This window comes from Terriglobia bacterium (assembly GCA_020072645.1).
Lineage (GTDB): Bacteria > Acidobacteriota > Terriglobia > Terriglobales > Acidobacteriaceae > Angelobacter.
This window is the reverse complement of the sequence record JAIQGK010000001.1, coordinates 26659-53352: the sequence shown is the minus strand read 5'-3', so window position 1 is coordinate 53352 and position 26694 is coordinate 26659. Positions and strand designations below refer to the sequence as shown.

Below are 26694 nucleotides of genomic sequence, written 5' to 3'. Positions count from 1 at the left end.
CTTTCGCGATTCAGTCCCATGAGAGCCAATCCAGCGATATTGACGCCAGAAACGAGCGGAATCTCGGAGTGCCTTGATCGATTGGCGTCAGAGAAAGGCAGCGTCAAGCCGCTTTCCACGTATCGCCTGCAGTTTAATGCCGGCTTTCGCTTTGAGAATGCGCGCCGTCTGGTGGGATATCTGCATGCTTTGGGCATCTCGCACATTTATTCCTCGCCCATACTCAAGGCCCGAACCGGAAGCCAGCACGGTTATGACATTACAGACCACAACCAGCTCAATCCTGAAGTCGGCAGCTATGAGGAGCTGCAGGAGCTGGTAAGTGAATTGAAGAATTACGGCATGGGTCAGGTGCTGGATATTGTTCCCAACCACATGGGAATTGGCCTTGGCGCAAACCCGTGGTGGTGGGACGTGCTGGCTAACGGCCGCGCGTCCGAGTTCGCGGAATTTTTTGATCTCGACTGGGAGCCGCTAAAGCCAGAGCTTCGCAACAAGCTTCTTCTTCCCATCCTGGGCGATCAATACGGCGCCGAGCTTGAGGCAGGACATATCCGTCTGGTGAGCAATAACGGCGAGTTTCACATCGACTATTTTGACAAGCGCTTGCCGCTCGACCCTCAAACCGTTCCCATGATTTTTGAGCCGCGCGCTTATGACTTGCCGCAGGAGCTGCGCAATCTTTTATCGGGCCTGCGTAACCTGCCTTCGCACAGCGCGTTGGAAGGTGATCTGGTGCGCCAAAGACGGCGTGCCATCGCGTCCCTGGCTGTGGCGTGGAAAGAGTTGATGGAAAAGTCTCCCGACTTGCAGGAGACTGCGGCGCGCGCGGCCACGCTGATGAATGGTCGCCCAGGCGACCCTCGCAGCTTCGATTCACTGCATCGTCTGCTGGAGGCGCAGGTTTATCGTCTGGCCAACTGGCGCGTCTCTGGCGAAGAAATTAATTATCGCCGCTTCTTTGACGTAAACGATCTCATTGGCTTGAGCATGGAAAATCCGCGTGTCTTTGCCGCGACACACCAACTGTTACGCCACCTGCTCGCGGACGATATGGTGCAGGGCGTGCGCGTGGACCACTGCGACGGCCTGCTCAATCCGCGGCAATACATGGTGCGCATGCAAATGCTCTATGCCGCCAGCCAGTGCAATGGCGCAACGCCTCGTGGCACGCTGGCGGAAAACGGAATTGAGTTAGACCTGCAGCAGGCTTTTGGCCAGCATGACTGGATGAACCAGCGCGCCCTGCTTTATACCGTGGTGGAAAAAATCCTGGAGCCGGGTGAAGAGCTTCCTCGCGAGTGGCCGGTGGACGGCACTTCAGGCTATGACTTCACCACGCTGGTGAATGGGCTGTTTATTGATCGCCGCAATGAGAAGAGCTTCACCAATTTTTATCACCGTTTTACCGGCGGAACGCAGGACGTGGAATCCATTATCTACAACAGCAAGAAGCTCATCATGCATGCCTCCCTTGCCAGTGAGGTCAACGTGCTGGCGCATATGCTTGACGCCATTTCTGCCACAGATCGCTATGCCCGCGACTTTACCCGCAAGTCTTTGCGCGACGTAATTCGTGAGACCATCGCCTGCTTCCCAGTTTATCGCACATATATTGACGAACGCGGTGAGATGACCGAACGTGACCGCGCTTACATCCATGAAGCGGTTGCCAAAGCCAAGCGCCGCAACACGGATAAAGCTCCAGCCAGCTTTGATTTTCTCCGCGACATCCTGCTGCTGAAGCACAAGCACACAGAAGATCAATCTGATCTCTATCGCAAAAAGCTCCGCTTCACGCTCAAATTTCAGCAGCTCACCGGCCCGGTAATGGCCAAAGGCATGGAAGACACCGCATGCTATGTCTATAACCGGTTTATCGCGGTGAATGAAGTAGGAGGATCGCCGGGGCAATTCGGCATTAGCCCAGAAGAGTTTCATTCCGGCAATCTCAAGCGCGCGGAAAGCTGGCCATATTCCATGCTGGCCACGTCCACGCATGACACCAAGCGGAGTGAGGATGTGCGCGCGCGGCTGGATGTGCTCTCTGAAATGCCGAAAACGTGGGGCGCGCACGCGCTGCGCTGGCGCCGCACCAACAGACTGCGCAAGCGCATGCTTCCCGATGGCCGCCAGGTCCCGGATTTCAATGAAGAATACTTCCTCTACCAGACATTGGTGGGGACTTGGCCATTTGAGTTTGGTACGGACGCGGATCGCGAAGAATATGTAGAAAGAATCCAGCAATACATGTCCAAGGCGGTGCATGAGGCCAAAGTAAATCTAAGCTGGATCAGTGACGATCCGGCGTATGTGGAAGCGCTGCGGCAATTCATAGAGAAGATTCTGATTTCGGGAACGGCGGCGAAGCCAAACGCTTTCCTGGAACAGATGCGGACGTTCATGCCGTCCGTAAATTTCTTTGGCGCCATCAATTCTCTGGCGCAGCGCGTGCTGATGCTCACATCCCCCGGCAATCCTGACATCTATCAGGGGACGGAGCTATGGGACTTCAGCCTGGTCGATCCCGATAACCGTCGTCCGGTGGATTACGCCTTGCGCGAGCATCTGCTGACTGAGCTTGACCGCAAAGCTGAAGCGGGCAATCTTCCGGCACTCTGCACCGAACTGCTGCACAATTACCAGGATGGCCAGATCAAGATGTGGACAACCATGCAGGCGCTGCGCCTGCGTCGCGACCGGCGTGATTTGTTCCATCCCGGCCTCTACCAGCCGATGCACGCCAAAGGCACGAAACAACAGCATGTGGTTGCTTTCGCGCGTGAGCATAACAGCCAGATGGCAATTGTAGCCGTACCGCGACTGAGTTATACGCTGGCTGGCGGCTCCGTGCGTGCTCCGCTGGCATCTCTGTGGGAAAACACTGAGCTGCCGGTTCCGTCGCGCTGTCCGGAGTTTCTGGAAAATGTTTTTACCGGAGAGAGAATCAGGGTCAGTCCGCAGCGAACGCTGTTATGCCGCGAAGTCTTCGCGCACTTCCCCGTGGCCCTGCTGGTCAGCAGCTAGCGCTTGCGGGTTGCGATCACAGACAGTTGTAAGCGTGGCCAGCTTTTCCGCCAATGCATTCGTGAGCGAGCCCTTTTTAAAGCGCCAGCCCCAATTGCCGCCGCTCAGTGATGGCGTGTTCATGCGGGCATCGCTGCCCAGGCCCAGAAAATCCTGCAAGGGCACAATCGCCATCCTTGCCACTGAAGAAAAAGCGGCGCGGATGAACGCCCAGTGCATACCGTCCGCGGGTTCGCCAAGATAGTTTGCGGCAAAACGCTTCTCTTCCTTGTTCGCAGAGGATTTCCACCAGCCCGCCGTCGTATCGTTATCATGCGTGCCGGTATAGACCACGCAATTGGGTTCAAAATTCTGCGGAAGATAAATATGCGCTCCGGGATCGCCAAAGCCGAATTGCAGCACCTTCATGCCGGGAATACCCAGCCGCTCGCGCAACGCATGCACCTCTTCGGTGATCAAGCCCAGGTCTTCAGCAATAAAAGGCAGGTCGCCCAGGCTCGCGCGCAACGCATGGAATAAATCATCACACGGTCCCTTGACCCATTTGCCGTGCACCGCCGTGGGCTCGTCGGCTGGGATTTCCCAATAACTCTCAAAGCCGCGGAAGTGGTCCAGACGCACGATATCGCACATCTCCAGCGTGCCCTTCATGCGCTGGATCCACCAGTCATAACCGCGCGCCTTGTTCACGTCCCAGCGATACAGAGGATTGCCCCAGCGCTGGCCCGTCACGCTAAAGGCGTCCGGCGGGACCCCGGCCACTACTGTGGGCAACAGGTTTTCGTCCAGAAAAAATAGATCAGGATTGCGCCATACGTCAGCCGAGTCATAGTTCACAAAGATGGCAACATCGCCCACAATCCCGATGCCCCGCTGGCGGCAGTATTGATGCAGCGCCCGCCACTGTTCGAAGAATGCGAATTGAATGGCCCGCTCAACTTCCAACTCCCGCTGGTATTCCAGCCCGAATTTGTGCAAGCCCTCAGCTTCTCGCCGCGCCAGCTCTTTTGGCCATGAACTCCACGTCGCGCCGTGATGGACCTGGCGCATTACGTCAAAGAGCACAAAATCTTCCAACCAACCGGCGTGGGCCCTCTTGAATTCGGCAAAGAGGCCACGGTCGCCGTTGCCGCGCTCCAGGAAGTTCTGTGCTGCCCTTTGCAGCAAAGGTAGCTTAACGGCCTTTGTTTCCTCAAAATCTACCCGGCCATGATGAGTGGGAAGCTTTTTTAGCTGGTCTTTTTCTATCCAGCCGCGTTCAGCCAGCCTTTCCAGGCTGATCAGCAGCGGATTGCCGGCAAATGCGGAGATGGCCGAATAGGGCGAGTTGCCCAGCCCCGGTGGTGAGAGCGGTAGCACCTGCCATAGGCGCAGGCCGGACCGGGCCATGAAGTCCGCAAAGGCGTACGCTTCCGGCCCAAGATCGCCGATACCGCCCAGCGAAGGCAGTGAGGTTGGATGCAATAATATTCCGGCCGATCGCTGGGACAGCATAGTTCTCTATGATGCAGTCTTAGCTGCGAGATTTGGCAAGATTGTCCATTTCTGTTTTGTTGATTTTTACCTTGCCCTCTTTTTCCAGGCGGGTATTGAGATCGTTCACAAACAGGCCCAGTACTTCCTGCCGCTTTTGTCCGGCAAGGCGCTCGCGCAACTGGTCGCGTTGCTTGGCAAACTCGGCATCGGAGGCGGAAGGCTCTTGCCGTTCCACAATCTGCAGCACGGCCTGGCTTGCCCCCAGATTCAACGGTCCGCTGATTTCGCCCGGCTTCATCGTAAAAGCCGCGCTGGCCGCCCCTGACATGCTGCCAATGTCCGGCACGGTCTGCGTCCGTGAAACCAGGTCGCTGGTCTTAAACGTGGCGCCGGCTTCCTTGGCGGCTTTTGCCAGATCATGCTCGGCATGTGCGCGGTCCGCCATTTCCTGGGTCTTGCGCCGCAGGATATCGGCCGCACGCTGGTTCTTGAATTCCGTCGTCACGCGGTCCTTGATCTCCTCAAATGAAGGCGTGCGCGCCGGCTCGATCTTGGTGACTTCAAATACCACGGTGCTTTGCGGTGTTTGGCCAACCTGCGGGCCTGACTTCTCATTGGCGGCGAAAATCGCGTCCATCAACTGGGGTTGAGGGCCAATGCCGGGCAGGGCATCACTATGGGTAATCGGATTGCTGCTGACGACCTGTACGCCATACTTACTGGCGGCTTTATCCAGCCCCTGTTTTTGCGCAATGGATTCCGCCTCCGTCGCAGCCTGGGCCATCATGCCCTTGATTTTTTCCTGCTTTTTGGCCTCTTCGATTGCCGGCTTTACCTCAGCCAGCGGCTTCAGGTGCGCATCTTCCTTATCTTCAGTCTGGATGATGTGAAACCCGAAAGATGTCTGCACCGGGTCGCTGATCTGCCCTTTGTTCTGGGCAAATGCCGCTTTGTCGAATTCCGCTACCGTCTGGCCTCTGGTGAGCCAGCCCAGTTCACCGCCTTTATCTTTGCTGCCGGGATCGCCGGAATATTTCTTTGCCAGACCGTCCCAGTCCCCCGTAGCCTTGATCTGCTTTAGGACATCCTGGGCTTTGGCCCGCGCTTCATCCATCGCTTTCGGGTCAACCTTGCCGTCAGGTCCCGGCTTGGGCATTTCAATAAGGATGTGGCGGACTTTCACCCGTTCCGGAATGCGATAGGCATTCTGGTTCGCGCTATACTCGCGCTGTATCTCAGTGGGATCGACGGTCACCTTATCGGCAAAGTTCTTGTCTGTCAGCACAAAATACTTGATCTGCCGTTTCTCCGGGACTGAGTTTGTGTAGCGCGCCTGGTTCGCGGTGTAAAAAGCCTTTAACTCCGTGTCAGTCGGCTTGATGGTCTTGGAAACGTCGTCCATCTTGATGATGGCGTACTGAAATTTCACTTTCGTGTTCTGGTCTTTGTAAGCCTGCTCCACTTCCGCGTCGGTTGCGGTGGCGCTGGCGCCGATCACATTCACCAATTTCCGCTGCAGCAGGTCAAGCCGCACGTCGCGCTCAAAATTTTCTACCGTGGTGCCGCCCTGGGTCAGCATCTCCTTGTACTTTTCCGCGCCAATCCACTTCCCGCCGGGAAAGAAAGCCTGCTTGTACGGGCCGTACTGCAACTCATCGCGGAACTCCTGGTCTGAAACTCTCAGTCCCAAGCGCTCGCTCTCATACTGAAGTTCAGCCTGCTTGATCAGCTCTCCCACCGCATTTCGCCGCAGGATGGGCAGGTAAAAATCTGGGACTTGGTTTCCGCGCACTTGCGCCTGTACCGCACGGGCCACGTCTTCCTTGTGGATCTCATGGCCGCCCACGGACGCCACCACTCCAGTTTCGCCCGCTGTGGTATCGCCCATGAATCCGGGAATGAGGTAGGTCACCATACTGGCGGCAAGAATCAAGAGAAATCCGGCAAGGATATATTTGGCGGCTTTGTTGCCGCTTTGCAAAAACTTAATCATGGATGGAAAGCTCCAGGAAAAATGATGAGGTCAACTATGACTATTATAAAGTGGGTTGCCCCTTTAACAAAACTTTACCCGATGGCCACTAGCCTAATGGGTCAGCGCCGGCATCCCACCTTTCGACATCATCCAAAAATACAGATTTTGCGCGAATATAGACTCCGAGACTGGTCTACAGGGAACGCAGTTTGTGAATGAAAATCTTTGCGGATGGAAATGTATGGTTCCGAAGAAACACAACAGTTTGCTACTTCTCCAATCTTTCCGCTGGAAAGCAACATTCATACGTTCCAGCGTTGGAGGAGTTCTTTGGGTTGCGGCCTGAATCAACAAACCAAGCTCGGTCTCTTATTTTTGATGTCATACTTCTTTGATAATCGCGAGGTAAGAAAACAATGCCGGTAAAAAAGCGCTTTCCTTTGTTTATAGCTGCCGCAATCGCTCTGGCAACGATTGCAGGATGTGGAGGGGGCGGCAGCGTCAGGTTTCCTCCTCCTCAAGGTGGGTTTACGAATGCGAACCTGAGCGGCCCTTTTGCCTTCTCTTATACCGGGTCTGACGCTGCAGGCTTCCTGGCCGTTGCCGGCAGCTTTGTGGCTGATGGCTCCGGCCATATTACCTCCGGCACTCAGGACATCAACAGCGGCGCGGCCGTAAGTACCAATGCCGCTGTCAGCGGAACTTATCTGGTGCGGGCGGACGGACGGGGCACCATCACTCTCAATTCACCTGCCGGCAATTCCACTTTGGATTTTGTGATTGTGGCCGGCGGTCACGCGCTGGTCACCCGCTTTGATAACCGCGCGACCGGTAGCGGCACAATTGACCAGCAGACGACTTCTGCCTTTTCCAACGCTGCGCTGGCCGGCTCTTTCGCTTTCACATTATCGGGCATCGACACTAATGCGGCGGTTCCTTTGGCGATAGGTGGAGTTTTTACCTCTGACGCTACTGGCACCCTCACCTCCGGCTTAGACGACTCCAATGACAACGGTCTCATCGTAACCAATGACCCAATGACGGGCTCGATCCCCGTGGCTTCAACCGGTCGCGGCACTGCTACGCTCAATACCTCCCATGGCGCGCTCACGTTTGCTTACTACGTGGTGGACGCCAACCATTTAAAAATTGTGGGGACCAACAATCTCCCCGCGCTGGGCGGCGAAGCTTTCCGCCAGACCGGGCCGTTCAGCAATGCGTCAGTTTCCGGGCCTTTTGCGTTCACGATTGCCGGAGCAGATTTGCTCAACGGCAACCCGTTTGCCGCAGGCGGAGTGTTGACCTCTGACGGCGCAGGCAACGTGACCAGCGGAATTGAAGACTTCAACGACGGCGGCTCTGTCACCACAGCGGTACCGCTCACTGGCACATACGCAATGGCGGCCAATGGACGCGGCACTCTCACTCTCAACACCACCGCCGGCACATTCTCCCTGATCATCTATCCTTCCAGCGGGGGAGTGCTTGTGCTGGAAATCGATAACCGCTTTCTGACGTCCGGCGACGTGCTCCAGCAACAGTCCGCGCCATTTACCGCTGCGTCTTTCCAGGGAACGTATGGAATGAACTTTACCGGCGCGTCCGGCGGCTCAGAGCTGGATTCAATTTCTGAATTTACTGCCGACGGCGTAAGCAAGGTCAGCGGCATTATTGACATTAATAACAGCGGCGGCATCACCTTTGGCCAATCGATGAGCGGTACCTACGTTGCGAATACCAATGGCCGGTTCGCATTGTCACTGCAAACGCCTTTGGGCCCCCAAAGCACGATCGCGTATTTGGTGGATGGCAACCGCGCCGTCTTCATTGAAATTGACGGGCTGGTGGCTGCGGGAGACATTCGCCATCAGTAACGCGAATTGGTGAGAAGAAAGGCGCATTCCTTGCGGAGTGCGCCTTTTTTACGCCTTTTATTGGAGCTAGGGAGTGTAGGTCACATCCATGGCATCCACGTAGACTGTATAAGAGTCATCGTACTGGTCCATATCGAGCTGGAAGGCATTGTTGAGCGTGTTACCGGCGGTTTTTGGCACAGCCGCGTGGGAGTTGTGAATTGTTGGAACAAATCGCTGGCCGTCGATGGTAAGGGCATCATGCCAGATGGTGCCGCCGGTATCGACGTGGAATTCCGCGACGATATCGTGCCATGTGTCATGCGTAAACGCGGTGGCAGGTACGTCAGTGGTTTCCCAGGCATGTGTGGACATGTTGTAGACATTCCAGGTGCAAGACGTGCCGCATCCGCGATATTGGTCCTGCCAGGCAAAGTTATAAACCGTGTTGCTCTCGTCCTGCTGGACCTCAAATTCAATGGCTTGAATGGGCTCTTTGCTGTCACCGCTGGGCTGGCCGCTGGGGATATAAATCTTGAAATGGTATTTGACGTACTGCACCACCTGCGTGGGCGCGGTGTGCGTCAGGAACCAATACACGCAGTTGTACATGCCGGCGCCGCTCTGCGCGACCGTAAACTTGGCCGACTGGCTGTCGACTGTGTGGGTCGTAGAGGGCGTCACGCTGAAGCTCGTAGGCAGGCCATTGTTGCATCCGTTGCCGCTAACCTGGTTATCGGGAGGGAAAGAGTCGTCGAGCGAGCCTAGAACGTGCGGTGAAGCGGTAACGGTAATGGATTCCACAGTCTCTGCCAGTATGGTGTTAGTGCCGGTGGCGGCAATCACCACGAAGCGGTCAGTACCGGTGCCAAGCGTCAATGCACCAACGTATTTGGTGCCCGACTGCTGATCGACCTTGGAGCCGTTGACCCAGATTTCGATGCGCGATGCTGCTGTATCGGTGCTGGCGATGATCGGCACCGGGTTGGGAACGGTTTCCGTATCAAACGGAGTTTGCACGGTGACAGTCTGCGCCATGCTATAGGGGCCCGACATCAGGATGATGAAAGCCAGTAAAGTCGTGAATGAAAGTAGCTGGATGGGGGTCTTGCCGGTCTTGCTCATGAAATGGTTCTCCTTGCAGATAGGTCGTGCAGGCTTTGCCAGGAAGCGCTGACACGCCGGAGTGCAATGCTTGCAATTCATGTTCCCAGACAGCAGCTCAGGTTTGAGAGACATAGAGCATCAGGAAAGAGGCAGGGAAAAAATACACTTGCAAAGAAATGGAACCCAAGTTCCAAGAAGAAGCCGGATTGAAATATTTACCGGTTTTCAAATTGCGCACAAAAAGGCGGAACGCCTGTGCTGCGCGTCCCGCCTTTGGGCTCTCAGAAAGAGCTAACGTCAATTTTTAGTAAACCCATCCGTACCCGTTCCAATAAAGCCAGCGACGTCCGTCCCAGCGCCGATTGTAGCCGTCATAGCGGCGATCATATCGCCAGTCCCGGTCCACATATCTGCGGTCATCTCGATCGCGATAGACCCGGCGGTCGTCGCGGTCCCCATCGTGGTCGCGATAGACCCGGTAGTTGTTGTATCCGCGATCTCGATCCCTGTCCCTGTCTCGGTCGCGATCTCGATCCCTATCATGGTCGCGGAATGCCACATCCTGTTGAACTACCTGTGCCGATGCCAAAGCCGAACCGCCGGTTATCAGTGCCGCCCCAACTAACATCATTCTTAAACGATTCATAGTATCTCCTCCGATTTTTCGCCAGGCCCGACGTCTTCCCGCTTGGTTCAGGTCTTAGCTTTTTCGTCCTGTCCATACAAACACTGATTGCCCGCGGGTGTTTTGAAAGCCCTGTAACGATTCTCTAAGCCCATGTAACGAACTGTTGGGTTTTGTAAGTCGGACAACTCCTGCCGGAGCGCAAAATATTTTTGTTCTGGCGGGACAGTTGCCCGGGTCTAAGCATCCAAAAGCGTTTGAGAGGTGCGCCTTGGCACATTTTCCCCCGATGAGTGAATCCGAACAGCTGTTACAAGCGCTCAGGCAGTGCGGTGACCAGCTGGCCCTGTGGATCAGCAAATCCCCGGCAAATGCCTGCTTGCTGGTGGAAGATCCGGCGGCCGCCATTGAAGCCGCTACCGCGCCCGCTGACCTGGATCTTGAGACCATGCGCGAGTTGGAATCTGTGTTGACCAGTCTTGCCCAGAAGCTCGATCTGCCTCCAGTCATCCGCATTGAGACCGATATGAACAAAGTCTGCTAAAGCGCAGGGCCATCTGCCGCGTTGGCAAGAGTCCCGCGGGCCTGCGCGGCGTTTAAAGATGAGGCGAACAAAATGGCCCGGGCTTTCAGCAAGCTCGGGCCACCTCGTTATTGAGTAAGGGGGGTCGTCCTACTCAAACCGTAAAGCTTCTATTGGATCCAGCATCGCCGCTTTCCGCGCCGGATAAAACCCAAAGAAGATTCCCACTGCCGTTGAGAACACCACCGCCGCTCCCACCGCCACGGGCGAAATCAATATGCTCCAGCCCAGGACCCTGGTGATGGTCATGGATGAAGCCACGCCAAACAAGATGCCAAGAATTCCTCCGGCCATGCTCAGCACCACTGACTCGCTCAGGAACTGCCGCAGCACATCAGATTCGGTTGCGCCAATCGCAATGCGAATGCCGATTTCCCGCGTACGTTCCGTCACTGAAACCAGCATGATGTTCATGATCCCAATTCCGCCGACAATCAGCGACACGCCGGCAATCGACGCCAACAACAGCGTCATGACCTTTGAAGACTCGTCCGCCAACTGCGCTACGTCTGCCAGGTTGCGCACGCTGAAATCATCATCCTGCCCAAACCGTATGCGATGGCGGTCGCGCAGCAATGACGTGATCTGCCCTTGCGCCGCATAACTGGCTTGCTGCGACGTGGCGGAAGCCATGATGTATTGCAGCCAGTCCTGCCCGGTAATCTTCTTTTGCAGCGTAGTGATGGGCACAAACACTCCGTCATCCTGGTCCTGTCCCATGCCGGACTGCCCTTTGGCCTGCAATACGCCGACCACCTGAAATGGCAGATTGCCAATGCGGACCGTCTGGCCCGTGGGATCGCTGTTCCCAAACAGATTCTGTTGCACCGTCGCGCCCAGCACAACCACGTTGCTCGCGCGCGTCACGTCATCCTGCGTAAAATTCGCGCCCTTGGCAAAGTCCCAATTGCGGATATCAAAATATTGCGGCTCCGTCCCAGTAATCCGCGTGCTCCAGTTCTGATTGTCTGCGACTACCAGCGCGCTCGCGCCTGCGCCCGGCGCAACCTGCGCGATCGTCGGGACCTGCTGCTGAATCGCCTTCATGTCGTCATAGACGAGCGTCTTCGTCGCGCCGCCGCCCAGCCGTATGCCGCCTTTGTTCACGCTGCCGGAACTGATATACAGCAGGTCCGTTCCCATCGACGCAATCTGGTTCTGCACCTGTTGTTGCGCGCCCTGCCCCAGTCCCACCGTGGCGATCACAGCTCCCACGCCGATCACAATTCCCAGCATCGTGAGCAGCGAACGCATCTTGTTCCTCGTCAACGCTCGAACCGCTATTTTTAAAATCGCTATGAAATCCATATAACCCCCCGTTTGTATCGCCGAGATCGCATGTCATCGCCGCCATCGCCGTGATCTGTCGTTTCTCTTTGACCTAATCTCCTCTGTGTTCCTCAGTGTCCTTTGTGGTTAATTGTTTTTCCCGATCTTGCTTTTCTCCGTGTCTCCGTGCCTCCGTGGTAGGTTTTGATTTTCCGATCACCGGATCACGCGCGATCACCCGATCTTCTAATCCTCGTCCACCGTCGGCAAGCTCTTCAGCACCTCTGCCGCGCGCGGCCGATTGCGTACCGGATCGTCATGCCGTATCTTGCCGTCGCGGAACACCACTGTCCGCTTCGCAAACTGCGCGATATCCGGCTCGTGCGTCACCAGCACAATCGTGAGCCCACTGTCATTCAGGTCCTGAAAGATCTGCATGATCTCCACGGACGTTCTGCTGTCCAGGTTTCCCGTGGGCTCATCGGCCAGCAGGATCGCCGGTTTGTTTACCAGAGCCCGTGCAATGGCCACGCGCTGCTGCTGTCCGCCGGAAAGCTGCGATGGGAAATGGTCCATCCTCTCGCCCAAGCCAACCAGTTCCAGCACTTCTTTCGCTCGCGCCTGGCGTTGCTCTTTCGCCATCTGCGCATACAGTGTGGGCAGCTCAACGTTTTCCAGCGCCGTAGTACGTGAGAGCAGATTGAACCCCTGAAACACGAATCCCAGCTTCCGGTTCCGGATCGCCGCCAGCTGCTTCTTGTCCAGGCTGGAAACGTTCGTTCCTTCCAGCACATAGTTGCCGCTACTTGGCTTGTCCAGACATCCCAACATATTCATGAACGTCGATTTGCCGCTGCCGCTCGATCCCATGATCGCCACAAACTCTCCCGGCTCAATCGTCATGTCCACGCCGCGCAGCGCATGCACCTTGGTCTCGCCCAGGTCGTAAAACTTGTGCACGTCCTGCACCTGGATTACCGGATTGCCCGTGACTGGATGTTCCTGCTTCATTACTTCATTTTTCAATTCGACTTCTGCCAGCGTTGCCATAAAGCCCTCTCCTATTACTCTCTCTTGCCAGATCTACTCGCAAAGGTCGTTCTCTTCCTTTGCGTCCTTAGCCGACCTTTGCGGTAAATCGTTTTCTCCGTGTCTCCGTGCCTCGGTGGTAGGTTTACCGGCCGCCTCTTCCGCCGCCACGCGCCGCGCCCATTCCCGGCGCCGCCGAAGTCGCAGCAGCAGTCTTGTTGGCCGCCGCTGAACCCGTAACTACCTGGTCTTGGGGATTCAATGATCCCTTCATCACCTGTGCTACTTCCGTCGTGGTGTGGTCGGTGATGCCCAGCTTGATCTGCACTGGCTCAACGGACTTGTCCGCATTCAGCTTCCAAACGATCGCGGTACTCGTCTGCTGTCCAGACGCCTGCTGCGATCCCTTGCCGCCTTTGCGTCCAGCGCCGCTCGCAGCAATGCCAGCCTTCTGGTACAAAGCGCTGATCTGATCTGCCGTTAAGTCCGGAGTAAAACGCAGCGCTCCGTTCGGGACCTTCACCACGTCAGCCGCCGTAGCCACCGGGACCGTGACATAGGCCGTCATGCCGGGGAACAGCTTCATCTCCGGGTTATCAAAATCCACGATTGTCGTATAGGTCACTACGTTCTGCACTGTCGTGGCGTTCAGCCGCACCGCGGAAACTTTTCCTTTAAACGTATCTTTGGGAAACGCATCCACCTTAAAATTCACTTCCTGTCCGGCGTGGATCGTGCCCACATCGCTCTCATCGGTGCTCACGTAAACCTGCATCTTGGTCAGGTCCTGCGCGATGGTGAACAGCGTAGGCGCCTGCAATGAAGCAGCCACCGTCTGGCCCACATCAACGCTGCGAGCAATCACCGTGCCGTCAATAGGAGAGCGTATGGTGGAGTGATCAAGATTGGTCTGCGCTACCGTCACAGCGGCGGATTTCTGCTGCGCCTGCGCTGCTGCCTGCGTTACCTGCGCCTTGGCCGCGCCGACTGCGGCATCCGCGCTCTGTGAAGCTGCGCGCGCCGTATCCAGTTGCTGCGTCGGCACCACGCCTTCCTGCGCCAGCGAGGTATAGCGATTGAAATCCAGCTTCGCCTGCGCCGCCGTCGCTTGCGCCTTGTCCAGGTTCGCCTTGGCCGCAATCAGGTTCGCTTGCGCGTCAGCCAGGTCAGCCTTCGCCTGCAACAGCGCTCCCTGAAACAGTGACGGATCAATCTGCGCGATCACCTGGTTCTTCTTCACGTGCGAGTTGAAATCCGCTGCCAGCGTCTGGATGGTTCCAGACACCTGGGAACCCACCTGCACCGTGGTCACCGCGTTAATGGTGCCCGTGGCCTGGACAACGTTCTGTATGTCGCCCTTTTGCACCTTCTCAGTGAAATATTGCGGCGTATTCTTGCTCTCATACTTAAAAGCCGTCAGCAGCCCAATGGCCGCCAGAAGCACGCCAATGATCGTCCATTTACTTTTTAAGAATTTCATTTCCAACCCCCAGGCCGCGTTCCCAGCCTCTGTAGGATTAGACCCGAATCCGCGCGCCTCGGCGTAAACACTGGGTAAGGCAGGGGTTAATAATTGTCAGGATGGTTAATTCGCAAGGCTAATGAATTGGCACGGAGGGTTAACGGAACTTTACGGTTGGGGAAGCTAGAAGCTCTGTTTCGAAACAAGGGGGGTTTCAGATGAATAGCAGTCTATTGAGAAAGAAATTCTGCTATTTTCCCGGTATCTCAACTTCCGTGTAGGTTCCCGCTCTGACGGCGTTCACGGCGCTTACAACACGCTGAACATAACGACGCACCACAGGCCATCGAGGATTGGCCAACACCAAAATCGCAATCTTGCGTCCAGTAAGATTTTGTTGATGACGAATGTTTTTATCTGTTGTAAGCAGCAGCTCAAATCCGGCTTCCTCGGCTACCTTTAAGAGCTCACCATGAGTATCCCTTCCCAGGTCTTTCGTTTTTCTGACCGTGTGCTGTGTGAGAAAGGATGCTAACGGAGCGGGTGTCCCATGATCAAAGAGGAGGAGCATCAGCGGGAAGAACCTGAAACCTCAAGGCTCCGTGCGGCAAAATTCAAGGCGTCGGTGATCTGTTCCCGGGTCAAATCAAACCATTCCATGATTTCGTCAATCGAGGCACAGGCTTCAAGGTTCTCAAAGACCGTCGCCACCGGCATGCGTGTGCCGCGAAAAACCCATGCCCCACTTACCTTACCGGGGACACTTTCCACCGCCGGACATTGTGACCAATCGAGTGCCATAGAATTGCTCCGATGACCTTAGTGTAATTCTAGTTAATTTTCGATTTCAAAAGCGGAAAAAGGGTGCAGATTTCTCTACATTAATCTTCCTAATCAGCTTGCCATGCGCATCTTTGCGGGTTATAGTTCGCTCGTGATGGCCTCCTCTGGCTCTCCCATGCCGTGTTGTTGTCCACCGTGCCCGCGTAGGCACACAGGCGGCTGGGGGCTATGAGTTAAGAAAGTTTTTAAGCAATCAAACAACGCCTCCCCGCTGCCAACAAGCAGTGGGTTTTTTTGTTAAGAGAGATTCGCCCGGTCGTTCGGGGACACAGCGACAAGCACCAAGCCGCGGGGCAACCCACGCCGAGCGGCGTGATTCAGTGAGGAATGAAGATGCAGAGGATAAGCGAGACTCCCCGGCGGTTTGGAGCAAAGCGACAAAAATGAACGACGGATCGATCAATCACCGCGCACTGCTGGTGAATGCCCGCCGCCTTGTAATCAAAGTCGGCACCGGCGTGGTGTGCAACAGCACGAACGAATTTGATCCGCTGCAAATCGCCGCACTTGCCAACAGCATCGCCCGGCTAGCCAAAGAAGGCCGCCAGGTAGTGCTGGTCAGTTCCGGCGCTGTAACACTGGGCGCGGCGGAGTTGGGAATCCATCGCAGTCGGCTCAAAGATGCCAGCGTCACCCGCGCTTGCGCCGCCGTGGGCCAGTGCAGGCTTATGCAGGCTTACGCTGAATCCTTTCGTCCGCACGGCGTGAAAGTCGCGCAGGTGCTGGTAACAGAAGATGACTTCAGCGATCTCAAGCGCTACAGCATCCTGCGCCAGACTTTTGAGCGTCTGCTGAAGCTCGGCGCGGTGCCAATCGTGAATGAGAACGATACCGTCACCAATATTTACACCGAGCAGGCGCCGGTCTTTCGCGATAATGACCGCCTCGCCGCTCTCGTCCTCAGCAAACTCGATGCTGACGCTCTGGTCCTGCTTTCCAACGTTGATGGACTGCTTTACAGCCCAAACGGGGATCTGGCGAATGCCACAGTTGTAACCATGGTCACTGAAGTTACCGCCGCAATTCGCGACTCCGCTCGCGGCACATCAACCACCGGACGCGGGGGCATGACCGCCAAACTGGACGCCGCTGAAATCGCCATGCAGTCCGGAGGGATGGTGGTAATCGCCAACGGAAAAACTCCCGGCATTCTCGAACGAGTATTTCAAGGTGAAGAAGTGGGCACGCTTTTTCTGCCCGGATCGCGCATGGCGGGGAAGCGGCGGTGGCTGGCGTTTGCCACCACTGTCCGTGGGCAAGCCACCATCAATGCCAATGCGGCAAAAGCCCTTCTGCACAGGCAGGCCAGTTTATTGATCTCCGGAGTTACTGCGTGTCAAGGCGAATTATCTGCCGGACAGGTGATCGCCGTACTCGACTCTGAAGGGAATATCATCGGGAAAGGGATTGCCGAACTCGGCAGCCAGCAGCTTCAAACATTGCTTTCGTCTGAACAAAGCAAGCGCGGCGTGCTGGTGCGCCGCGAAAATTTTCTGATCCTCTCAACCAAGGAAACAAATGTCCAGCGCAGCGGAGTCTAAACATTCGGAATCCATTGCCGCGCAGGTGCAGGCCGCGCGCCGGGCTGCGCGCGAACTGGCTCGCCTTTCCGCTGATCAGCGCAACCAGATCCTGCTTGTCGCCGCCGATCTTCTGGAACAACATGAAGCTGAGATTCTCAAGGCGAATCTGCAAGACTGCGAATCTCTGGAACAAGAAGCTCGCGAAGTTCACAAAGGCATAGCTTCCGCCGCGCTGCTGAAGCGGCTCAAGACATCCTCTGCCGGCATCAGGGACATGGCAAAGCAGGTTCGCGATGTCGCCAAACTGGAAGACCCTCTGGGCCGGGTACTCGCCACCACCGAACTCGACGACGGTCTCACATTGCAAAAAGTTTCCTGCGCTCTTGGCGTTGTGGCTGTCATATTTGAATCGCGCCCGGACGTGGTGCCGCAAGTCGGCTCGCTTGCCATCAAGACCGGCAATGGTCTGGTACTAAAAGGCGGCGCTGAAGCGCTGCAGACCAATCGCGTCCTGGTTTCCATCTGGCATGAAGCGCTCGCTGCTGTCAGCCCTTCGCTGTGCGCGGCTATTTGTGCTCTTACAGACCGTGCTGATGTGGCAAGGATCCTGGAAATGGACCGCGACATTGATCTGGTTGTCCCGCGCGGATCGACGGAGTTTGTGAATTACGTTTTTAAACACAGCCGAATCCCGGTTCTCGGCCACGGCAGCGGCATCTGCCACATCTACGTTGATTCCGCCGCCGATTTGAAAATCGCGAAGGACGTCATTGTCGACGCCAAAGTTCAATATCCTGCAGCCTGCAATTCAGTGGAAAAAGTGTTGGTCCATCAATCAGTCGCCCAGGAATTTCTCCCGGCACTCGTCGGCGCGTTGCAATCAGCGGGGGTCGAAGTCCGCGGCTGCTCTCGCACAATCAAGATGTTGCCGAACAGCCAAATCATTCCTGCCACAGAGCAAGACTGGCACACCGAGTATGGCGATCTCAAAATCACTGTAAAAATCGTAAGCGATATAGTCGAGGCCATCGAGCACATCAACCATTACGGCTCGCGCCACACAGAAAGCATCCTTACTCATGACGATCGCGCTGCCGATCTATTCATGGATGAAGTGGATGCCGCCAGCGTCTTCCACAACGCCTCTACCCGCTTTGCCGATGGCTTCCGCTTTGGCCTGGGCGCAGAGCTGGGGATCAGCAACAGCAAGCTTCATGCCCGCGGGCCAGTGGGCCTGGAAGGGCTGCTTACTTACAAATACAAACTGCACGGCAGCGGCCAGACCGTAACCGACTACGCTCAGGGCAAGCGTACGTTTAAGCATCGGCGGCGCTAAGCCAGCGCCAAACCATACTTTCTTCCAGCAATTCAACTATAGTAGAAGGTCGAAATTCTAAGGAGAGTTCCATGCAAAACTCTGGCACTGTATCTTTCCTTGCAGTCATAGGTTTCTGGAGTGGCCTTTTGGGCTGCGTACTCTTGATAATTGACGGCCCTCTCTACCGTGGACACTTGCTGGATTTGGGCACGGCCTTGCGCATCGTCATTCCCGCTGCGTTGTTTCTCGGCGTGATTGCCGTACTGCTTTCTCTCATTGGTCTGGTGCGCTCCGGCAGCAAAGGCATGGCAGTTGCCGGTTTGGTTCTGGGCGTGATCGCCGCAGGCATGCCGCTCAAAAGCATCAATACCGCGCGGCACTCTCCCATTCACGATGTAAGCACAGACCGCGAGAATCCGCCGCAATTCATTGCCGTGTTGCCGTTGCGCGCGGCAGCCAAAGCGAAAAACTCAACCGACTATGACGCCAAGACGGCGGAGTTACAGAAGGAAACTTATCCAGACATCGGCCCCCTGCATCTTGACGTGCCTCCCGCGCAGGCCTTTGACCGCGCCGCAGCCGCGGCCAAAGAAATGAAGTGGGACGTGATCATCACCGATCCCGCGCAAGGCCGGATTGAAGCCACAGCAACTACTTTTTGGTTCGGCTTCAAGGATGACGTCGTGGTCCGCGTTACCGCCGATGGAAGCGGCAGCCGCATTGATGTCCGCTCGCTTTCGCGCATCGGCCAGAGCGATGTCGGCGCTAATGCCAAGCGCGTGCGCGAATATCTGGCTAAAGTAAAAGCTGGATAAAGCTGCTCGCGAAGTTATTTATCTTCACTTATAGACCTTGCTGGACAAATTCGCTAGACTCTGGGCATTCACCAGCTACTCTTGCGAAGGACAAACTATGCCCAGCCTTAGGAAGCTCTTTGTAAAAACTATTCTGGCGCTTTTCTGTGCAATCTCTGCCTTGGGACAGCAGCCTGCCGCGAGCGCGGCACAATCCGGCCCGTGCGCCGTCCCTTCATTTTCCAAGGTAGTAAATGAGCCCAACTTTTTTAATGAGCAGCAGGAGATATGGCTTGGCCAGATTCTAGACGAGCAGGTGCTCAAGCAATACAACGTGGTGGAAGACCCGGAGCGCGACTACCTGCAAAAAATGGGCGACCGCATGTTGGCGCAGCTTCCTCCAACCAGCCGGCATTATGAGTTTTACATCATCGACTATCCCATCAATAACGCCTTCTCACTGGGCGGCAGCAAGATTTATGTCACACGCCAGCTCATCGCCTTTCTGCAGAATGAAGACGAACTGGCCGGCTTGCTGGGTCATGAGATTGGCCATGTGGTTACACACCAGGTAGCGATTGACGTAACGCGCATGTTTCGCAAAGCCCTGAACGTGTCCCAGGTGGGCGATCGCAATGATATTTTTCAGAAGTGGAACCAGCTCCAGGATATCTGGGCCAAAAAGCGCGCGTCATTCGGTGCCTTCAACCGTGAAGAAGATGAGCAGCAGATAGCGGATCGCATCGGCCTTTACGCCATGATGCGCGCCGGCTATAAGCCCGCTCATCTGGCTGACTTTTTTGATCGCCTTACGGAGAACAAGGGCAAGACCGGAAACTTTCTCACCGATTTCTTTGGCACCACTGACCCCAACATGAAACGCGTGCGGCTGCTGATCAACAAGGCCACGCCGCTGCCTTCTGAATGCGTATCCTCGCTGGCCAGCAACTCTGACGTCCGCTTTCAGGATTGGCGCAAGGCGGTCATCGGCGCCGGACGCGCTACTGCCCACGAACATGTTGGAGGCGTGATCAGCAAGATCGCGCTCAGGCCGCCACTGCGAGGCAGCCTAGAATACCTGCAATTCAGTCCGGATGGCCGCTACCTTCTGGCGCAGGATGAGAGCAGCGTCTTTGTGTTGTCACGTGAGCCGCTCACCACTCTTTTCCGCATCGACGCGCTGAATGCGCAGTGGGCGCAATTCAGTCCGGACTCACAGTCAGTGGTGGTCGCCGACGATGAATTGCGCGTGCAGAAGTGGGACATCGGCAGCAGGCAACGGACATCCATTAACGCCGTTGTCCTGCCCGGTCGCTGTCTTAATTATGCCGTCTCCAGCAATGGCGCGTTCCTTGCCTGCATGCGGCGCCGCAAAGACGATCTGGAACTGGACCTGGTGGATGTGAACAGCGGCAATACGCTTTTTACCAAAGGAATGAACTGGCCGGTACAAGTCTTCAGTTTCATGTTTGTTGACCAGAGCCAGCTCACGCAATTTCGGCGTCCGCCCAACATTCGCCTGCAGTTCTCGCCAGACAGCCATTATTTGCTTGCCGGCACCGCGGACGGCGCAATTGGGTACGACATGGAAGGTCGGCATGAAGTAGGCCTTCCCGGGCGCATCAAACAGATGGCCACTTCAAACTTCACGTTTACTACAAACAACGATCTTGCCGCTTACAATTTTCAGAACCCCTCGCGCTCGCAACTCGTGCACTTCCCGTCCGGCGACCTGGTCCAGGAGTTTCCGCTGGAAATCAACGGCTTCAAGCTGAATGGGAGGCTGATTGCGCCAGCCAAAGGCAACTACATCCTGGTGACGCCCGCAGCCATGCATCCGATCGCCGCGATTGACCTGGAGAAGAAAAAATTGGCAACCGGATATAAGAGTCCGGGAATGGCGATCTACGGCGATCTGATAGCCGGGGAACAACTGGGCGGCAGGATCGCCCTTTTCAGTCTGGCCGGCCAGAAGCAGCTTGCCGGAACGCAGTTGCCGCTTAGTTACCTTCCGTCGCTGCGCGCTTCCGGTTTTTCTCCCGATGGCAAGTGGCTGGCCGCGGCCGGCGAGACCAGCGGTGGGATCTGGAACGTGGAGACAGGCGAGCGCGTTCTTGATACCGGCACATTTGCCGGTGGTTACTTCGACGACGGTAAAATCCTGGCCACTTTCTCCAAACTGGAAACAAGACCAAAGATGATGAGTCTGGATCCAGTCGCAAAAACGCAAACAGAGCTTTTCGATATTGGCAATGAGGCTCCCGCGACAAAGAAAAAAGATGAGGAACGCGAACGAGTCTGGCAGGCGGGCGACATGGTTTTTTCCGCCATGCCTCCCGTGAAGGGGCGAACCACCATCACGGCCCACGATGCGCGCAACAACCAGGTGCGCTGGTCACGGGACTTTCCCGGCTTCCTGCCCAACATGACCTATTCGCGCTCAGGAAAATCCCTGACCGCTGTATTTCAGTTCCTGACGTCCGCAAAGGACGAGGTCAAACTTGATCCTGAACTCAAACAAAAATATGCCGCGCTTCCCAATAAAGATGACGCCATCCTCATCGAGGTGCTTGATCCGCTGACAGGCAAGACGCGCGGCAGCATCTTTGTGGATACCGCAAACTATTCCTTCTTCGGCAATGGCGCCATTACGGCCGGCGATACTGTGCTGCTTTATGACACACACAATCGCACCCTGGTGTATTCGCTCAGCTCAGGCCAGCAAAAAGGCAAGCTTGTTGGCAGGTTCCGCGCCCTCTCAGCCGAAGGCGATCAGATGTTGATTGAAAATGAAGCCGGCATTGCCGAGCTTTACAGCACTTCCACCTTGCAGTCTCTGGAGAAATACACGTTCCCTTCACGGATCACGCATGCAGAGTTTGTTGCTTCCGGCAGGCTCATGGTTTTGGCGGCGGACCAGACGATCTATGAAATCAAGGTTCCGGCGAGCACGGTGGCCCGAAACGATCGGTAAATTGCGGAGGTTATTTTTCCGCCGACTCGATCTGCACAAACTGCCAGCCAAAGCGGCCTTTAATGCACAGATTACCGTGCGTCACAGAATGGTCGAGCGGAGAAGTGACCTTCACGATGTCGCCATCCTGCTCATGCACGGTGAGGTTGCAGCCAACGCCGCAATAAGGGCAGATGGTCGTCGTCTGCTCCTGGCGCGCTTCGTCCCACGTGCCGGCCTGGCGCATATTGTATTCGCTCTTGAACATCAACGCGCCGGTGGGGCAAACGCCAATGCAATTGCCGCAATAGACACACGCCGATTCAGGCAATGGGACCTGGAATTCCGTGGCAATCGAGGCGGAAAAGCCGCGCCCTGAGACGGCGATAGCAAAAGTGTTCTGCGCGTCCACGCCACAAGCTTCCACGCACTTGTAACAGAGAATGCATTTTGAGTAGTCGCGGACGTAAAGATCGTTATCGATCTTGATAGGCTGCTGCACCGTGTCGGCATGGCCGCCAAAGCGTTCCGGCTTCGCTCCGTAGCGTTCCATATAGCCCGCGAATTGCGGCGCAGTTGAAACATCCACAGAAGATGCCAGAAATTCCAGCACCATCTTGCGTGAGAGGCGCACTCGCTCTGAGTCGGTCTTGATGGCCATCTTTGGTTCCACCTTGCGCGAGCATGCGGGAACCAGTGTGCGGGAGCCTTCCATCTCAACCACGCAGACGCGGCAGACGTTGACCGGCGTAAGGCTTTCCAGGAAGCAGAGCGTTGGCGTATCGATGCCGAGCTTACGAGCCGCTTCAAGGATGGTCGAGCCTTCCGGCACTGAAACCGGCTGGCCATCAATGGTGATCTCAATCATCCGGCGCTCGCGCGGTGGCGGCGCTTGCGGTACAGGACCAGGCGGAATCGGCTTTAGAGGCGTGGGCGCCAACTCCTGCTCTGCTGCCTGGGTCGGGACTGGCATCATCTGTTTCATGCGAATACGTTCCACCTTTGCAACGCGGATTCCAGCGCACTGGCAGCCGTTTGTCCCAGTCCGCAGATGGATGCGTCACGCATGGCCTGTGCCATCTCTTTCAGCATCACCAGTTCGTCCGCTTTCGAGCCCAGAGGATTGTTATCGAGAAGCCGCTGCAACGCTTCCTGCTGGCGCACCACGCCAACTCGGCAGGGCACGCATTGTCCGCAGGTTTCATGGCGGAAGAACGCAGCGATGCGCAGCAATATGCGCTTCAGGTCAATGCTGTCGTCCAACAACATCACCACGCCCGATCCCAGGGTGGCGCCGATGGCGCGCGTGCCTTCAAACGTGAGCGGAACGTCAATCTCTTTCGGCGAAACAAATGTTCCGGCAGCGCCGCCCAGCAAAATCGCCTGCAGCCGTCCGGTTCCGGCGACGCCGCCAGCCATGGTCAGCAGTTGCCGCAGCGTTGCTCCCATGGGCGCTTCATAAATTCCGGGGCGATCGACGTGCCCGCAAAGACAAAACAGCCGCGGCCCCGTGGAACTCTCAGTCCCAATGCGAGCGTACGCCGCGCCGCCCTGATTGATGATGACAGGAACATTGATCAGCGTTTCAATGTTGTTGACGACAGTTGGCTGGCGGAAGAGGCCGGCCTGCGTGGGAAAGGGCGGCTTGTTGCGCGGCTCGCCGCGATGTCCTTCAATGGAATTGAAAAGAGCCGTTTCTTCGCCGCAGATATAAGCGCCCGCGCCGCGGCGGAGTTCGATATCGAAACTCAGGCCGCTGCCAAGAATGTTCTGGCCCAGAAAGCCTTCCCATCGCGCAGCTTCAATGGCTGCGGCGAGACGCTGCGCTGCTAAAGGATATTCGCCACGCAAATAAATATAGCCACGCTCCGCGCCGGTTGCGAGAGCAGCAATCGTCATTCCTTCCAGGACCGCAAATGGATCGCCTTCCATGACTATCCGGTCTTTGAAAGTGCCGGGCTCGGATTCATCGGCATTGCAGATCAAATAATGTTTGCGCTTAGGATTGGATTTCAGTAGATCGCGCTGCATGTGCAACGCTTCCCACTTCTTCGCTGCCGGAAAAGCCGCACCGCCTCGGCCCAGAAGCCGCGACGCGTTCATCTCCCGCAACACACCTTCAGGGCCAAGATCAAATGCCTTGCGCAATGCTTCATAACCGCCCAGCCGCTGGTAACCGTCAAGCTCCGGAGCATTGTTTTTGCCTACGCGGCGCAGCAGGACCAGTTTTGGCGAACCTTCCTGGGGCACAGACAATTGAGGATTTAGAGCGTCGGACGCGGCCGGCATCACATCATTCGCGGCGTCATTGATCATTGACTGCACGCGGTCTGTGGTCGCAGGCGCAAGCACACGCTGCTGCGGCTTCTTGCCTGCTTTCACCACCAGCACGGCTGGCGCGCGTTCACAGAGACCGAGGCAATTGCTGCGCACCCACATGGCCCGGCCTCCGGCACACGGCAAATTCTCAGGCCCCAAGCGTGTGTCCAGTTGGTCGCAGAGTTCTTCTGAACCTCGTGTCATGCAGGCTATGTCATCGCACACATGAGCAACAACGGCGGGACGCGGCTGAAGAGAAAACATGCCGTAGAAAGAAGCCACGCCGTAAACTTCCGCGGGTGGCACGTCCAGCCGGAGCGCGGTGTAGTTCATAGCTCCAGGGCTGATCCAGCCAATGCGGTTCTGTATGGCGTGCAGAACCGGCAACAAAAGGTGGCGTTGTGATTCCGCTTTCTGATTGCCGCCATTCGCAGAGCGAGTATCGGCTTCTACATCGGGCGCTCCGCCTTCCCAGACGGATTCCGGTGCGCCGCCTAATTCAAAATCAACGGCGGCTTTTTCTTCAGATGTGGGACGATCGCCGGTGAGATGAAGGTCCAATTATTGCTCCAGACACTTTTCAATGCGGATGGCGGTGGCCTTAAATTCTGAGGTCCCGGACCTTGGATCAACCGCGTCGATAGTGAGATCGTTGGTAGCAACCTGGTCAGGAAAATGCATGGTAAGAAATGCCAGACCAGGACGCAGGCCGGAATCAAACCGTACCGGCGCGACCACCGAGCCTCGACGCGAAGTAACGCGCACCTTGTCACCTTCGTGCAGATTGTACTGCCGGCCATCCGCGGGTGACAGATCAATGGCTTCCTCATGGCGCAGCGGTGAATTAAGCCAGCCGCTCTGGACCCCGGTATTGTAAGAATCAAGGCGGCGGCCGGTAGTGAGTCGAATGGGAAACTGCGGATCAAGCGCGTCCACAGGATCCACGGACTCCACCACGCTGAATGGGGCACGCGGGCCGATCAATGGATCGTTCCACAGCCGGCCATGCAAAAACATTTCGCCGGGATGCTGTTCGTCATAGCAGGGCCATTGGATGCCGCCATGCTCTTCCAGCCGCGCATAACTCATGCCGGCATTCATGGGGCTGAGACTGCGAAGTTCGTTCCAGATGCATTCTGCTTTCGGATCACCCCAGTTGTGGCCCAACCGACGGGCAAGGTCAAAGATGATTTCTGTGTCGTCGCGCACACCGGGCGGCATGGGAACGGCAGCGCGCACGCGCTGCACTCGGCGCTCGCTCGATGTAACTGTGCCTTCACTCTCACACCAGCCCGCGGACGCGGGCAGTACGACATCTGCCAGCTCGGCCGTCTTGGTATAAAAGAGGTCCTGCACCACCATAAATTCCAGGCCGCTCAGCAGCTTGAGTGCGCGATGGCGGTCAGCTTCGGAATCGGCGGGATTTTCGCCCAGGCAATAAAGCGTTGTCAGTTCGCCGCGCTCCATCGCGTCTAGCATGTGGCTGATGTGCCAGCCCTTCTTCGCCGGGATTTTTGCTCCCCAGGTTTTTTCAAATTTGGCGCGCAACGCGTCATTTTCAACGTGCTGGAAGCCAGGCAGCCGATCTGGAATCGCGCCCATGTCACCGCCGCCCTGCACGTTGTTTTGTCCCCGCAAAGGACAGACGCCGCTGCCGTATCGGCCCACATGGCCCGTAAGCAGCGCCAGATTGATCAAAGCGAACACGTTGTCAACGGCGTTGTGGTGTTCGGTGATTCCAAGCGTCCAGCAGAGTTGTGCGCGGCCCGCGCCGGCGTACGCACGCGCCACCTGCTTGATGGCCGCTGCCGGAACTCCGGTTTCGCACTCCGCGCGCTCCAGCGTGAACTTCTGCACGTGCTCCCGATAGGCTTCAAATCCGCTGGTGGCGTGCTCAATGAATCTTGCATTCGCCAGGCCCGCATTGATAATTTCGCGCGCCATGGCGTTGGCCAGATAAATGTCTGAACCCACATCAAGACCGAGCCATGTGTCCGCCCACTGCGCGGAACTGGTGCGGCGCGGATCAATCACAAACAGCTTGGCGCCGTTGTGAATGCCTTTGAGGACATGATGGAAAAAAATCGGGTGCGTTTCCCGGGCGTTGGAGCCCCAAAGCAGAATCACGTCAGCGTCTTCTGCTTCGCGATAGGAACTTGTGCCGCCGCCCGCTCCGAAGACCGCCGCCAGACCGGCGACGCTGGGGGCGTGTCAAGTCCGGTTGCAACTATCAATGTTGTTTGTCCCCATCACGGAGCGGACAAACTTCTGCGCGGTGTAGTTCAGCTCATTGGTGGTCTTGGAGCAGCTGAACATTCCAAAGTCTCGCGGATCGTTTTTGGCAATGGACTTCTTAAACGCCGCGGCAACGCGGTCCATCGCTTCATCCCATGTAGCTGTACGATGCCCGCCGTTCTCGCGCACCAGCGGCTGGGTAAGTCGGGATTTCACTGGCTTAAACATTGCATCCACTCGAAGATCCGGGTGCCCGAAAAAGGGGCGCTAGCAAAATCGTAGCACTTTTTGAGTTGGAATCCA

At 56.4% G+C, this 26694-nt stretch carries 19 protein-coding genes; 7 read left to right on the top strand and 12 right to left on the bottom strand.

Annotated elements, in window-relative coordinates; all coding sequences use genetic code 11:
- Positions 1 to 81: 81 nt before the first annotated feature.
- The gene (gene treY, locus LAO76_00220; protein MBZ5489339.1) at positions 82 to 3027 is read left to right on the top strand and encodes a malto-oligosyltrehalose synthase; all 2946 of its coding nucleotides are present in this window, start codon (positions 82 to 84) and stop codon (positions 3025 to 3027) included.
- On the opposite strand, the gene malQ is transcribed toward treY, so the two are convergent.
- The gene (malQ, locus tag LAO76_00215; protein MBZ5489338.1) at positions 2974 to 4521 is read right to left on the bottom strand and encodes a 4-alpha-glucanotransferase; all 1548 of its coding nucleotides are present in this window, start codon (positions 4519 to 4521) and stop codon (positions 2974 to 2976) included. The genes treY and malQ overlap by 54 nt on opposite strands.
- A 19-nt stretch (positions 4522 to 4540) precedes the next feature.
- Positions 4541 to 6496, bottom strand: a complete 1956-nt coding sequence (locus LAO76_00210; protein MBZ5489337.1) for a peptidyl-prolyl cis-trans isomerase — start codon at positions 6494 to 6496, stop codon at positions 4541 to 4543.
- 398 nt (positions 6497 to 6894) lie between these two features.
- On the opposite strand from LAO76_00210, the gene LAO76_00205 reads away from it, so the two are divergent.
- Positions 6895 to 8352 (top strand): hypothetical protein, encoded by a 1458-nt coding sequence (locus LAO76_00205; GenBank protein MBZ5489336.1) that lies wholly within the window; start codon positions 6895 to 6897, stop codon positions 8350 to 8352.
- A gap of 66 nt (positions 8353 to 8418) precedes the next feature.
- Here LAO76_00205 and LAO76_00200 read toward each other — a convergent pair whose 3' ends face one another.
- Positions 8419 to 9456 (bottom strand): hypothetical protein, encoded by a 1038-nt coding sequence (locus tag LAO76_00200; GenBank protein ID MBZ5489335.1) that lies wholly within the window; start codon positions 9454 to 9456, stop codon positions 8419 to 8421.
- A gap of 286 nt (positions 9457 to 9742) precedes the next feature.
- Positions 9743 to 10084 (bottom strand): hypothetical protein, encoded by a 342-nt coding sequence (locus tag LAO76_00195; protein MBZ5489334.1) that lies wholly within the window; start codon positions 10082 to 10084, stop codon positions 9743 to 9745.
- Positions 10085 to 10352: 268 nt separating this feature from the next.
- Between LAO76_00195 and LAO76_00190 the strand changes: the two genes are divergently transcribed.
- Positions 10353 to 10607, top strand: coding sequence for a hypothetical protein (locus LAO76_00190; protein MBZ5489333.1), 255 nt, complete (start codon positions 10353 to 10355; stop codon positions 10605 to 10607).
- Positions 10608 to 10736: 129 nt separating this feature from the next.
- Here LAO76_00190 and LAO76_00185 read toward each other — a convergent pair whose 3' ends face one another.
- The 5 genes from LAO76_00185 to LAO76_00165 form a co-directional block, all read right to left on the bottom strand.
- On the bottom strand, positions 10737 to 11954 hold the full coding sequence (locus tag LAO76_00185) for an ABC transporter permease (protein ID MBZ5489332.1): 1218 nt from the start codon (positions 11952 to 11954) through the stop codon (positions 10737 to 10739).
- 207 nt (positions 11955 to 12161) lie between these two features.
- Entirely contained in the window at positions 12162 to 12926 is a 765-nt protein-coding gene (locus tag LAO76_00180; protein ID MBZ5489331.1) for an ABC transporter ATP-binding protein, read from the bottom strand.
- Between the two features lie 163 nt (positions 12927 to 13089).
- Complete coding sequence (locus tag LAO76_00175; protein MBZ5489330.1) at positions 13090 to 14424, bottom strand: efflux RND transporter periplasmic adaptor subunit; 1335 nt, start codon at positions 14422 to 14424, stop codon at positions 13090 to 13092.
- Positions 14425 to 14656: 232 nt separating this feature from the next.
- Entirely contained in the window at positions 14657 to 14977 is a 321-nt protein-coding gene (locus LAO76_00170) for a hypothetical protein (protein ID MBZ5489329.1), read from the bottom strand.
- A complete protein-coding gene (locus tag LAO76_00165; GenBank protein MBZ5489328.1) occupies positions 14977 to 15207 on the bottom strand; it encodes a DUF433 domain-containing protein in 231 nt (76 codons plus the stop codon). Before LAO76_00165 ends, LAO76_00170 begins: the two co-directional genes overlap by 1 nt.
- Positions 15208 to 15632: 425 nt before the next feature.
- Here LAO76_00165 and proB point away from each other — a divergent pair, with 425 nt between their 5' ends.
- From proB to LAO76_00145, 4 genes are all read left to right on the top strand, one after another.
- Positions 15633 to 16790 (top strand): glutamate 5-kinase, encoded by a 1158-nt coding sequence (gene proB / locus LAO76_00160; GenBank protein ID MBZ5489327.1) that lies wholly within the window; start codon positions 15633 to 15635, stop codon positions 16788 to 16790.
- Complete coding sequence (locus tag LAO76_00155; protein MBZ5489326.1) at positions 16768 to 18108, top strand: glutamate-5-semialdehyde dehydrogenase; 1341 nt, start codon at positions 16768 to 16770, stop codon at positions 18106 to 18108. The genes proB and LAO76_00155 overlap by 23 nt, the downstream gene beginning before the upstream one ends.
- A gap of 71 nt (positions 18109 to 18179) precedes the next feature.
- Positions 18180 to 18905 (top strand): DUF1499 domain-containing protein, encoded by a 726-nt coding sequence (locus LAO76_00150; GenBank protein ID MBZ5489325.1) that lies wholly within the window; start codon positions 18180 to 18182, stop codon positions 18903 to 18905.
- A gap of 97 nt (positions 18906 to 19002) precedes the next feature.
- A complete protein-coding gene (locus tag LAO76_00145; GenBank protein MBZ5489324.1) occupies positions 19003 to 21858 on the top strand; it encodes a M48 family metalloprotease in 2856 nt (951 codons plus the stop codon).
- A 10-nt stretch (positions 21859 to 21868) separates the two neighbouring features.
- On the opposite strand, the gene LAO76_00140 is transcribed toward LAO76_00145, so the two are convergent.
- From LAO76_00140 to LAO76_00130, 3 genes are read right to left on the bottom strand one after another with little or no spacing between them, the layout of a single operon-like run.
- On the bottom strand, positions 21869 to 22810 hold the full coding sequence (locus LAO76_00140) for a (2Fe-2S)-binding protein (GenBank protein ID MBZ5489323.1): 942 nt from the start codon (positions 22808 to 22810) through the stop codon (positions 21869 to 21871).
- A gap of 8 nt (positions 22811 to 22818) precedes the next feature.
- Positions 22819 to 24717 carry an NAD(P)H-dependent oxidoreductase subunit E gene (locus tag LAO76_00135; GenBank protein ID MBZ5489322.1) on the bottom strand — a complete coding sequence of 633 codons (1899 nt, stop codon included), beginning with the start codon at positions 24715 to 24717 and terminating at the stop codon, positions 22819 to 22821.
- Complete coding sequence (locus tag LAO76_00130) at positions 24718 to 26619, bottom strand: molybdopterin-dependent oxidoreductase (GenBank protein MBZ5489321.1); 1902 nt, start codon at positions 26617 to 26619, stop codon at positions 24718 to 24720. It abuts the gene before it with no gap.
- Positions 26620 to 26694: the final 75 nt, after the last annotated feature.

Coding starts and splice junctions, on each gene's coding strand:
- malQ (MBZ5489338.1), bottom strand. CDS start 4,521: ATGCTGTCCCAGCGATCGGCCGGAATATTATTGCATCCAACCTCACTG.
- LAO76_00210 (MBZ5489337.1), bottom strand. CDS start 6,496: ATGATTAAGTTTTTGCAAAGCGGCAACAAAGCCGCCAAATATATCCTT.
- LAO76_00205 (MBZ5489336.1), top strand. CDS start 6,895: ATGCCGGTAAAAAAGCGCTTTCCTTTGTTTATAGCTGCCGCAATCGCT.
- LAO76_00200 (MBZ5489335.1), bottom strand. CDS start 9,456: ATGAGCAAGACCGGCAAGACCCCCATCCAGCTACTTTCATTCACGACT.
- LAO76_00195 (MBZ5489334.1), bottom strand. CDS start 10,084: ATGAATCGTTTAAGAATGATGTTAGTTGGGGCGGCACTGATAACCGGC.
- LAO76_00190 (MBZ5489333.1), top strand. CDS start 10,353: ATGAGTGAATCCGAACAGCTGTTACAAGCGCTCAGGCAGTGCGGTGAC.
- LAO76_00185 (MBZ5489332.1), bottom strand. CDS start 11,954: ATGGATTTCATAGCGATTTTAAAAATAGCGGTTCGAGCGTTGACGAGG.
- LAO76_00180 (MBZ5489331.1), bottom strand. CDS start 12,926: ATGAAGCAGGAACATCCAGTCACGGGCAATCCGGTAATCCAGGTGCAG.
- LAO76_00175 (MBZ5489330.1), bottom strand. CDS start 14,424: ATGAAATTCTTAAAAAGTAAATGGACGATCATTGGCGTGCTTCTGGCG.
- LAO76_00170 (MBZ5489329.1), bottom strand. CDS start 14,977: ATGCTCCTCCTCTTTGATCATGGGACACCCGCTCCGTTAGCATCCTTT.
- LAO76_00165 (MBZ5489328.1), bottom strand. CDS start 15,207: ATGGCACTCGATTGGTCACAATGTCCGGCGGTGGAAAGTGTCCCCGGT.
- proB (MBZ5489327.1), top strand. CDS start 15,633: ATGAACGACGGATCGATCAATCACCGCGCACTGCTGGTGAATGCCCGC.
- LAO76_00155 (MBZ5489326.1), top strand. CDS start 16,768: ATGTCCAGCGCAGCGGAGTCTAAACATTCGGAATCCATTGCCGCGCAG.
- LAO76_00150 (MBZ5489325.1), top strand. CDS start 18,180: ATGCAAAACTCTGGCACTGTATCTTTCCTTGCAGTCATAGGTTTCTGG.
- LAO76_00145 (MBZ5489324.1), top strand. CDS start 19,003: ATGCCCAGCCTTAGGAAGCTCTTTGTAAAAACTATTCTGGCGCTTTTC.
- LAO76_00140 (MBZ5489323.1), bottom strand. CDS start 22,810: ATGCCAGTCCCGACCCAGGCAGCAGAGCAGGAGTTGGCGCCCACGCCT.